10 protein-coding genes are annotated in these 10,032 nt (G+C 38.5%); 4 read left to right on the top strand and 6 right to left on the bottom strand.

Features of this window, described 5'->3' with window-relative positions; translation table 11 throughout:
- The first annotated feature begins 57 nt into the window (after positions 1-57).
- The gene (locus tag B2V92_RS06685) at positions 58-2,142 is read left to right on the top strand and encodes a hypothetical protein (RefSeq protein ID WP_293306051.1); all 2,085 of its coding nucleotides are present in this window, start codon (positions 58-60) and stop codon (positions 2,140-2,142) included.
- Complete coding sequence (locus B2V92_RS06680; protein ID WP_293306049.1) at positions 2,129-2,749, top strand: trimeric intracellular cation channel family protein; 621 nt, start codon at positions 2,129-2,131, stop codon at positions 2,747-2,749. Before B2V92_RS06685 ends, B2V92_RS06680 begins: the two co-directional genes overlap by 14 nt.
- 167 nt (positions 2,750-2,916) lie before the next feature.
- Here B2V92_RS06680 and B2V92_RS06675 read toward each other — a convergent pair whose 3' ends face one another.
- The 4 genes from B2V92_RS06675 to B2V92_RS06660 all read right to left on the bottom strand — a co-directional run bounded on the left by B2V92_RS06675 (position 2,917) and on the right by B2V92_RS06660 (position 6,509).
- Positions 2,917-3,216, bottom strand: coding sequence for an FtsB family cell division protein (locus tag B2V92_RS06675; protein WP_113951033.1), 300 nt, complete (start codon positions 3,214-3,216; stop codon positions 2,917-2,919).
- A gap of 224 nt (positions 3,217-3,440) precedes the next feature.
- Positions 3,441-4,736: a phosphopyruvate hydratase gene (eno, locus tag B2V92_RS06670; RefSeq protein WP_293306045.1), complete on the bottom strand. Its 1,296-nt coding sequence runs from the start codon at positions 4,734-4,736 to the stop codon at positions 3,441-3,443.
- 344 nt (positions 4,737-5,080) lie between these two features.
- Positions 5,081-5,929 (bottom strand): DUF2911 domain-containing protein, encoded by an 849-nt coding sequence (locus B2V92_RS06665; protein WP_293306043.1) that lies wholly within the window; start codon positions 5,927-5,929, stop codon positions 5,081-5,083.
- Positions 5,930-5,999: 70 nt separating this feature from the next.
- Positions 6,000-6,509 carry a GNAT family N-acetyltransferase gene (locus B2V92_RS06660; RefSeq protein ID WP_293306041.1) on the bottom strand — a complete coding sequence of 170 codons (510 nt, stop codon included), beginning with the start codon at positions 6,507-6,509 and terminating at the stop codon, positions 6,000-6,002.
- A 75-nt stretch (positions 6,510-6,584) separates the two neighbouring features.
- On the opposite strand from B2V92_RS06660, the gene B2V92_RS06655 reads away from it, so the two are divergent.
- Together B2V92_RS06655 and B2V92_RS06650 are read left to right on the top strand one after the other, a co-directional pair.
- The gene (locus tag B2V92_RS06655) at positions 6,585-7,217 is read left to right on the top strand and encodes an ABC transporter ATP-binding protein (RefSeq protein WP_293306039.1); all 633 of its coding nucleotides are present in this window, start codon (positions 6,585-6,587) and stop codon (positions 7,215-7,217) included.
- Positions 7,217-8,347 carry a hypothetical protein gene (locus B2V92_RS06650; RefSeq protein WP_293306037.1) on the top strand — a complete coding sequence of 377 codons (1,131 nt, stop codon included), beginning with the start codon at positions 7,217-7,219 and terminating at the stop codon, positions 8,345-8,347. The genes B2V92_RS06655 and B2V92_RS06650 overlap by 1 nt, the downstream gene beginning before the upstream one ends.
- A gap of 130 nt (positions 8,348-8,477) precedes the next feature.
- Here the strand turns inward: B2V92_RS06650 and B2V92_RS06645 are convergent, their stop codons facing one another.
- Together B2V92_RS06645 and dacB are read right to left on the bottom strand one after the other, a co-directional pair.
- Positions 8,478-8,837: a hypothetical protein gene (locus B2V92_RS06645; RefSeq protein WP_293306035.1), complete on the bottom strand. Its 360-nt coding sequence runs from the start codon at positions 8,835-8,837 to the stop codon at positions 8,478-8,480.
- An 18-nt stretch (positions 8,838-8,855) separates the two neighbouring features.
- Positions 8,856-10,032: D-alanyl-D-alanine carboxypeptidase/D-alanyl-D-alanine endopeptidase (gene dacB / locus B2V92_RS06640; RefSeq protein WP_293306033.1), on the bottom strand; the 1,177-nt coding region annotated here is incomplete at its 5' end.

Raw genomic sequence — 10,032 nt, 5'->3', positions numbered from 1 at the left:
TGCACTTTGCGGTTAATAACCTTGAAAATTTCCCCAAAATTACCATCTTTATGAATTATGACTGGTTTTTTTTCGGGTACTTCTGTTTTGTCTTTTCTGGGTTGCTTGGCTTTAGGCGTGCTGTATGCCTGGTTGCTTTATCGTGGTAACAAAAATCTGGATAAAAAACTTCAGTATGGTTTAACGGCGTTGCGCATTGTAGTGGTTACCACCATTGCATGGTTAATATTTGCACCACTGATCAGAACCTTAAATTACACTTTAGATAAGCCTGTAATTATCATCGGGCAGGATAATTCGTTATCAGTAGGACAGGTTAAAGCGGCCGGTTTCGACCAAAAATTATACGAACAAAACCTCAAAACTTTACAGGATAAACTATCTGATAAATACGAAGTAAAAACGCTTCATTTCGGCGATCAGGTTGCCGATGGTTTTGATTTTAAGAACCAGGGGAAATTAACTGATGCTTCTGCTTTTTTTCAGAAAGTGAAAGATGAATATACTAACCGGAATGTAGGCGCGATTATTTTGGCCACTGATGGTATTTTTAACCATGGTGGAAATCCACTTTATAGCATTAATCAGATCAATGCACCGATTTATACCATTGCTTTGGGAGATAGTATTCCCAAACGTGATGTGCTGATTTCGAATGTTAATTACAATAATATCGTGTACCTTGATGATGATTTTACAATCGAGGTTCAGGTTCAGGCTTTTCAAAGTGATGGAGAAAGCACTTCGTTAACGGTAAGCCAGAATGGCGGGAAGATAGAGGAACAGAATATATCCATTTCTGGCGGTTCTTTTGTTAAAACAGTTCCTGTAAAAATCCATGCTGGTAAAATTGGTGTTCAGAAATATACTGTTCAATTGAGCACTTTAAAAAATGAAATCACTACCCGCAACAACGTTCAAACCTTTTATATAGAGGTTATTGATGGCAGGCAGAAAGTATTGTTAGCTGCAGCTGCCCCACATCCCGATTTAAGCGTATTAAAAGAGGCTATTTTGCTGAATAAACATTATGAGGCTAAACTTGCCCTTGCTGATGATTTAAATGCAACAGATCCCTCTAAATTTGATTTAATCGTATTGTATCAATTGCCCGATGTTCAGAACCTGTCAGCTGCCTTTCTCAAAAAGTTAGCCGGCCTGAAAAAGCCAACCTGGTATATTTTGGGCGGACAGAGTAATGTAAATGCCTTTAACCAGATCCAGAATCAGGTGAATTTAAGCGCTGCAAATGGTTCTGTTCAAGAAGTGTATGCCGATTTTGCCAATGGATTTACAAGTTTCAACCTTAGCGAAGAAGATAAAAAACAGTTTTCGGCCTTCGATCCGTTATTGAGTCCATTTGGAGGGCTAACCGTAAATGCAGGTGCTACACCGGTTTTTAACCAACGTATTGGCAAAGTGAGCACACAACAGCCTTTGCTGTTTTTTGCGAACGAAAATGGCGCTAAAACAGGTTATCTGATGGGAGAGGGACTATGGCGCTGGAAACTTTCGGAAGCAGAAAATGAAAGTAGCCAATCGGTTTTAAACGACCTGATTTCAAAAACAGTTCAATATTTATCGGTTAAAGATGATAAGCGCAGGTTTAAGGTTTTTACCTCTAAGTCGGCTTACGATGAAAATGAAGCCATCCAGTTTAACGGTACGCTCTATAATGATAGTTACCAGCCTGTAAACGAAGCAGAGGTTAAACTCCAGGTAAAAAACGAAGCCGGAAAAGTATTCAATTATATCTTTTCCAAAACCGAAAATGGCTATCAGTTAGATGCCGGAACGATGCCTGCCGGTAATTATTCTTACCTGGCCAATACAGAACTGGGCGGCAAGAAATTCACCGCATCAGGCAGTTTTTATGTAAATGCATTAATTGCAGAGTATCAACAGACAACTGCCAACCACCAGCTTCTAAATACGATTGCCAAACAGAGCAACGGTAAACTTTTTATGCCCGAAAATCTGCTTAAAATTGCAGATGAAATTGCCAGAAACGAGAACATTAAAACCATCAGTTACGAAGACCGTAAGTATAATGAGCTGATTAATATGAAATGGTTGTTTGGTTTAGTGTTAATCTTATTAGGCACAGAGTGGTTTTTAAGGAAACGCAATGGAGAATTATAACATTTCTATTTCTGAAGTTATTGAGGTTTTAGGAACTATTGCCTTTGCCATATCCGGTACTTTTACCGCTATGCAACGCAAGCTTGATCCTTTCGGTGTGCTCATCATTGCCTTTGTTACCTCGCTTGGTGGAGGTACGGTTAGGGATCTGTTAATTGGCGATACGCCTGTGGCCTGGATGCGCGATATGCAAACCTGTCTGATCATTTTATTTACTGCATTGGCAACCATGTTTTTTAAAACCCATGTACAAAAAATGAAAATCACACTGTTTTTATTTGATAGCTTGGGTCTTGGCTTATTTACAATGGTTGGGTTGCTGAAAGGTATTGCTTTTGGTTTAAATCCTGGTATATGTATCGCATTGGGTACCATTACCGGTTGCTTTGGAGGAATTATAAGGGATACATTACTCAACACCATACCTCTGGTATTCAGAAGAGAAATTTATGCCACAGCCTGTATATTAGGTGGTTTGCTCTACTATTTGTTGGTATGGCTAAATGTAGAGAGCGTGGTGGCAAAACTCTCGGTAGTGGCTTTTATTTTCGTTCTACGTATAGTAGTGGTGAGGTTTAAGCTTTCGCTGCCGAAATTTGAGTACTAAAGGTTAACTGTATAAATTGTTTACCCTTCCACTATGCTCAGGGGGGTAACTGTGAATAGCAAATTGCCTATCGGATTGTTTAATTGTTAAATGGCTAAATTGTTAACTGCAAATTGCCAACTGTGAACTGAAATCCGAACTCAAAACTTCGAACCCCCAACTCAAAACTAATCCTTCTTCTCTTCCTGGATAATCACAAAAACGTCTTCATTGTCTTTTTTCATGAAGTATTTTTCGCGGGCAAATTTTTCGGCAGTATTTAGGTTGGTATTTAGTTCGTTCAGATCTTTTTTAACCTGGGCGGTTTCTTTCTCGAAATATTCTTTTTCTTCCTGCAGTTTATTCGCCTGACTCCGGTATTCATACTGCGACATCATATCGTTTTTGTCGAAAAATAGCATCCACAGCGCAAAAGCGACAGTAGCCAGGAAATATTTATTGCGGAAAAGATCTATTAAACGTTTCATATTTTTCTAAAACCGTTATTTAAACCTTACAGGTTTTCAAAACCTGCAAGGTTGTACGAGCAAATATAGTATTAAAATAAAAACATCCGAAGATTTAAAATCTCCGGATGTTTCACAAATAAGTTTTTCAACTTGTTAACAATAATAAAGTTGTCATGTTGAGCCTGTCGAAACATCTATCGAAAAGTTCTTCGACAAGCTCAGAATGACATACTATAATTGAATTATTTTTTAGCGTATTTGAATTTTGAACCGATGAAACGTGCGTTTTCACCTAATTCTTCTTCAATACGTAATAATTGATTGTATTTTGCAATCCTGTCTGAACGTGATGCAGAACCGGTTTTAATCTGTCCGCAGTTTAATGCAACAGCTAAGTCAGCAATCGTAACATCTTCTGTTTCGCCAGAACGGTGACTCATTACCGAAGTATAACCATTGTTTTGGGCTAAAGTTACTGCATTGATGGTTTCAGTTAAAGAACCAATCTGGTTTACTTTTACTAAAATAGAATTAGCAGTAGCTTCGTCAATACCACGTTGTAAACGCGTTACGTTGGTTACAAATAAATCATCACCAACCAATTGAACACGGTCACCAACTTTATCAGTTAAGCTTTTCCAGCCAGTCCAGTCGTTTTCGTCCATACCATCTTCGATAGAAATGATCGGGTATTTAGCTGATAAATCTGCTAAGTATTGTGCCTGCTCTTCGCTGCTACGGATCACACCGGTAGCACCTTCAAATTTGGTATAATCGTATTTACCATCTTTGTAGAACTCAGATGAAGCACAGTCTAAAGCTAAACAGATCTGCGAACCTGGTTTGTAACCTGCAGTTTCGATTGCTTTTAATACTGTCTCAATTGCATCTTCAGTACCATCAAAAGTTGGTGCAAAACCACCTTCATCACCTACCGCAGTAGATAAACCTCTATCGTGAAGAATTTTTTTCAAGCTATGGAAAACTTCAGTTCCCCAACGTAAAGCTTCAGAGAAAGAAGGAGCGCCAACTGGCATAATCATAAATTCCTGGAAAGCGATAGGCGCATCAGAGTGAGAACCACCGTTAATGATGTTCATCATCGGAATTGGCAAAGTGTTAGCATTAACACCACCAATGTAACGGTATAATGGTTGACCAATTTCGTCAGCAGCAGCTTTAGCAGCTGCTAAAGAAACACCTAAAATAGCGTTAGCACCTAAGTTACCTTTGTTTTCGGTACCATCAAGGTCTAACATGATTTTATCAATTGTATTTTGCTCAAAAACATCAATACCTCTTAATGCATCAGCAATTTTGGTATTTACATTTTCTACGGCTTTTAAAACACCTTTACCTAAATATGTAGATTTATCACCATCACGTAACTCAACAGCCTCATATTGCCCAGTAGATGCACCGCTTGGTACAGCTGCACGGCCAAAAGCGCCTGCCTCTGTTACAACTTCTACTTCTACTGTTGGATTGCCTCTCGAATCGAGAATCTGTCTGGCATGGACATTAACGATTATGCTCATTTTATTTAATTTTTTGTTGATTTTTTAACCTGCTTAGTGTATAAAGTACAATTACTAAGTGCAACATCAAAGTTAGTATATTTTTTAAATAAATAAAGCGTTTTGGGGGTTAATGTTACGATAGTTATTTGAGTTAACCGATGGTTAATTTTAAGTTAATATTGGTTGTTAAGAGAAACGTCATCTCGACCGAAACGCAGTGAAGCGGAGAGATCTATCTCGAGACAGATTTCTCGACTTCGCTGCGCTCCGCTCGAAATGACGGGTTGAGGAAAGTTTTGTCGGTCGGTGATACAGCGATTAATCCTATCGGTCGGTGTCGCACCGACCGAAATATTAGCTTCTTATTTTTTAGCCTGCGCCAAAAGTTCAGAATTCAGGCGTACATATTCATCAATATTTTGTGCTTTTGCAGCTTCAATTCCAAGCTGAGCTGTAGTTGCTGCGCCGGCTTTATCACCCATTTTCAACTGGATACGTCCTTTCCATAATTTAAACCAGGGTGCTTTAACATCCGATTTTTCTGCTTCCGTCATCCACTCTAAAGCTTGCTTTAAGTCTTTTCCATTTTGGAAGTAATATAGTGCAGCATTAAAATAAGGTTTTTTCTCACCTTTCATCGCCTCGGCAATATTGGCCATCACTTTTTCGTCGATAGAAGTGGTGATGTTGATGGTATAAGCACTATTTTCCCACATCATATTTAACTGCGCCGAAGTTTCGGTAACTGCCGCAAATTGCATGGTTAAGGTTTCTACCTTGTCCTTTAAAGCTGTTGTTTTTACACTTACACGCAATACATCATCACTTTCTTTATAAGTGTAAGCTCCCCATTGGTCAGGCGTTTTGCTAAAAATAACCGTCCATTCATTTTTGCCGGGGATACTGAAAAGCCCATATTCGCCGGCAGGTAAATCTTTACCGTCAATTTTAACGGCATCCGTAAATTTAATGCGGGTGGCAGCATTTGCCCCATTGCGCCAAACTGTGCCCAATGGTTCCATACCACCAAAAATTTTACGGCCTTTAACGTTCGGACGCGAATAAACTAAAGTTATTTTACCCAATCCAAAATCCTGGATAATGGTTTGACCGCTACTGGGTTGTGGAAATTTGCTTCCCTGGGCATTTGCGAAATCTGCTGCACCTAAAAGTGCAACAAATAACATTACTGATTTGATTGATAATCCCATTGCTTTGTTGTTTTTGGTTTGCACGAATTTACGCAATAAGCTTTGAGTTTAACAAAATGTTTTAAGCCCTTTAAATCAGCTGTTGTTTCCTGAAGCCAAAAATCAGCTCGTTAAAATATTCGCCATTTTTAAAAATGGTGCCTTTTAATTCCGCTTCAAAAATAAAACCTGCTTTTTTCAATACCTGTTGCGAAGCCAGGTTGGTATGCGAGGTTCGGGCGAAAACTCTTTCGATATCAAACGTCTCGAAACCATACTTCAGCATTTCTTTCACAGCTAAAGGAACAATGCCTTTACCCCAATGCTCTTCTGCAATCCAATAACCCATTTCTGCGCTTTTACTGTAAATATCGGCCAATTGATGTACACCTATAGATCCGATAACTTCACCATTATACTCAATAGCCTTAATCTGCAAAGGATTATGGCTTAAAGCCAATTGAATAAAAGCTTCTCCATCTTTTTTCCCGTAAGGAAAAGGAAATTTATTGGTTAAATACTTCGAAATATTGAAATTATTGGCATGTTTAACCAAATTTTCGACATCTGTTGATTGATAAGGACGCAAAGTTAACTGCATTGTTGTATGATTTTATCAAGATGAGGTCTGTTTGTAACTTTTCAATAAAACTAAAGTCAGAAATAAAATGGTTTTATGTTACACTTCAATCAATTTGAAAAATCTTATTTCGATCATCTTGTTTTAAAGATAGATAATGTTAAGATTCCCGAGGGTATTTTCTGGATAAAAGGGAGTAATGGCATTGGGAAAAGCACCTTATTGAAAGCAATTGCCGGTATATTATCTTTTAAGGGCGATATCGCAATAGGTACTGTTTATTTAAAAAATCATGGTGTTGCCTATCGTAAACTAGTGAATTTTGCCGCCGCTGAACCATTATTTCCTGAATTTTTGAGTGGATCAGAGATGATTGCCCTTTTTGCGAAAGCCAAAGGGGCTGATGCTGGTCAGGTAGAAACTTTGGTTAACGAAATCGGAATGAAGGGCTATATCAACAACCCGTTAGGTTCTTATTCCAGTGGCATGCTCAAAAAACTTTCGCTGGTATTGGCTTTTCTGGGGAAGCCAAAATTGATTTTATTGGATGAACCTTTAAATACGATTGATGCCGAATCTCTTGACATATTATACCACTGGGTAAACGAAAGGTATGAGAAAGAGAGGACCAGTTTTCTGTTATCATCACATCAACCTTTAGATGTTTTAAAACTGTCCGGACTTAAAGAAATCAGTATTGAGGATAAAAAATTAACCCTGAACTTTTAATGTTTCTGCTTTCGAACCTTGCTGTAAGAAAAATATTTGTAGATGGGTTTTACCGTACCCATGCAGGTATGCTGGTGTTTGTTTTCATCATGCTGATAAGCTACTGTTTATTCATTAATACCTTAGGCACGGTTATGCCTGATCAGATCGATTTTTGGCAGTTTTTCTTTACCATCAGTTTGGTAAGCAATCCGTTAATCATGGCTTTTTACCTTATTGCAAGCGTGTTGTATACCTATAAAAGCTTAAAATATGTGCTTAACCAACTAAACTTGCCCCAGCAGGAGTTTTTGTATTATAGTTTTACTTCATCTTCAAAAAAACACCAGTTTATTGCCTGGTGTGCAGTACAGACTTATATATTTATTCCGGTATGGTGCTATACGCTGTACGCCATTGTTATTGGGCTTGTATTTGGTTATTACATTATTTCAATCGGGATCTTAATCTTTCAGTTGCTCTTAATTTTGGGAAGCGCTTACATATGCTTAAAAGAAAATAACCGTTTAATCGAAGCCAGTAAGCTCAATTGGCTGATCCGGATCAGCCAAAAATGGAATAAGCCAGTGTTTTTATTGTACACGTTTCAGGTTTTTAACCGCTCGAAACTTGCTTATGTACTCACCAAAATGCTCTCTTGGATTTTAATTTCGAGCGTTTTGGTGCTTTTTTCTGATCTGGAAGATAATTTCAGGTTACTGATGCTTATTACCTCCTGCATTGTTGTGGCGCATGTTGTGCTCATTTACCAGGAGAAAATTTTTAACGATCGTTATTTGTCCTTTCTACCAAATTTTCCTTTTAGTAAGGCAAAAACATTTTTTGGCTTCTGCATCAACTACCTCATTTTGTTATTGCCCGAAATGTGCTGGATATTCAGCCGTTTTGGGATGTTAACTTCGCTCCAGCTTATTTTGTTCGTTTTTTCGGCTATTCTTTTATTTAGAAGTTTGCTTTTGTTGGATAGGATACAGATGAAAGGATTTTTGATTGGCGTTTTTTGCCTGTTTTTCCTTTTTTACCTGTTTATCATGTTCGGTTTAGGCTTGTTCCTGATCCCGTTGAATATAATTGCAGCTTGGCTAGTGTTTAGGAGAAATTATTTGAATGATAGTGATGTAGGTATTTGAAAGGCCGTCATTTCGAGCGGAGTGCAGCGAAGTCGAGAAATCTATTGAGATAGATCCTGAAATAAATTCAGGATGACGATATGAATGTAAATATCGATTAGAGGTATATTATTATACCAAACTCATGTTCTTAAATATTGGCAAACAAAAAGTTTAACCTTGCAAGCTCCGTTTTGATCTGATTCATGCCAATTAAACCGCCCGACATGCCACTCGATTGCTGAAAAATATTAACTGTAAGTTCGTTATCAACACCCGGGGCAATTGTTACGCTAAATTTAAAATAAGTTGCAAAGGCGCCAAGTAAAAGCCTTTTTACGCGACTGCCTTTTTCCAAAATTAAATTCCCGAACTGATCATTGGTAACAGTATAACCTTGCTGTTCCATTAAATCGGTAATTTTTTTAGTCATTTCTGCTATCGAAGCTCCTTTATATTGGTTCGAGATCAGTCCGTCAACGGTTTGAAGATTTTTTACAAAAAGCGCCATATTATTTATCGTTTAGGTTTATTTTAGTTCATCCAATACTTTAAACAACTTTTTGTTGATACTGTTTCCGCTATAATTATTAATGTTGATGACCACCACATATTTGTTGCCTGCAGCATCGGTATGGTAGCCTGCAAATGCGGAAACATCATTAATGGTGCCACTTTTGATTTTCATGCCATTGTATTCCGGTAACGCCTTTAGGTAATCAGGAAACCAGTTTTCTTTCTGGATCTGAAAAAGTACACTGGCCATTGCCGATGTAGTAATTCTATCACCCGGAGAAAGACCGCTTCCATCAATAATATTTAATGCAGTTCTGTCAATACCCTTATCTGCCCAAAAATTGATTTCCGTTTCGGCACCTTTGGCAGTGGTGCCTGCTTTACCCGATTTTATCGCGATGGTTTTTAAAAGCGATTCGCCATATAAATTGATGCTTTTCTTTAAAAACCAATAGGTAATCTCACTTAAACTTGGCGAGCTGATGGTGCTTATTTTTTGCGTAACCGAAGGGATTACCTGATTGTTCAAAGTCATCAGTCTTGTTGTGGTGGCCTGCTGACCGGTAGAAATTCCCAATCTTTTCAAGGTATCCTGTAAACGGTAGGCACAATTAAAAGCAGGGTCGGGGAGAGCTACTGAAATACCCGTTTTGGAAATGCCCATCCCCCAGCTTCCGCGGAGGTAAGCCGTATTACTGTAAGGCGGAAAAAAAGCATAAGCACGGTCGCCGGAACCCGAACTTCCGGTTTTGAGTTCATTTACAATTTGTACATATGGTGTTGCCGGAACTGTTTTTACAACCTTCACCTCGTCTGCTGTACTGTTTCCGGGTTTTAAATGGATGTCGAACTGATTTTCGCGCCAGGCTAAACCCGAAGTTCCCGCGCCATAATAATTACCGATATCCTGCCAAACCCAACCTTCTGGTGTTGTTTGTGTACCAAAAATACGGTCGTCACCAATTATTGTTCCTTCGATTTTTTTTATGCCAGCAGCTTTTATAGCCGTAACCCATGCGCTTAGTACCGTATTTTCTTTGTTCTGATAGCGCCATGAACCCAGTGTTGGATCGCCGCTACCAATAACGATCAGGTTGCCTTTTAATGTTCCATCAGTGGTTATTGTTCCGGTATAGGCTAAAGTAGTCTGAAACTGAAAATCTTTCCCTAAAATACTGAAAGCCGTGGCC

Origin of the sequence: Pedobacter sp. UBA5917, from assembly GCF_002432345.1 — a bacterium.
In the GTDB taxonomy this organism is placed as follows: domain Bacteria; phylum Bacteroidota; class Bacteroidia; order Sphingobacteriales; family Sphingobacteriaceae; genus Pedobacter.
The sequence above is the reverse complement of the archived record's forward strand: the minus strand, read 5'-3'. Positions and strand labels throughout refer to the sequence as shown.

Coding starts and splice junctions, on each gene's coding strand:
- B2V92_RS06680 (WP_293306049.1), top strand. CDS start 2,129: ATGGAGAATTATAACATTTCTATTTCTGAAGTTATTGAGGTTTTAGGA.
- B2V92_RS06645 (WP_293306035.1), bottom strand. CDS start 8,837: ATGGCGCTTTTTGTAAAAAATCTTCAAACCGTTGACGGACTGATCTCG.
- B2V92_RS06685 (WP_293306051.1), top strand. CDS start 58: ATGACTGGTTTTTTTTCGGGTACTTCTGTTTTGTCTTTTCTGGGTTGC.
- B2V92_RS06650 (WP_293306037.1), top strand. CDS start 7,217: ATGTTTCTGCTTTCGAACCTTGCTGTAAGAAAAATATTTGTAGATGGG.
- B2V92_RS06675 (WP_113951033.1), bottom strand. CDS start 3,216: ATGAAACGTTTAATAGATCTTTTCCGCAATAAATATTTCCTGGCTACT.
- B2V92_RS06665 (WP_293306043.1), bottom strand. CDS start 5,929: ATGGGATTATCAATCAAATCAGTAATGTTATTTGTTGCACTTTTAGGT.
- B2V92_RS06655 (WP_293306039.1), top strand. CDS start 6,585: ATGTTACACTTCAATCAATTTGAAAAATCTTATTTCGATCATCTTGTT.
- eno (WP_293306045.1), bottom strand. CDS start 4,736: ATGAGCATAATCGTTAATGTCCATGCCAGACAGATTCTCGATTCGAGA.
- B2V92_RS06660 (WP_293306041.1), bottom strand. CDS start 6,509: ATGCAGTTAACTTTGCGTCCTTATCAATCAACAGATGTCGAAAATTTG.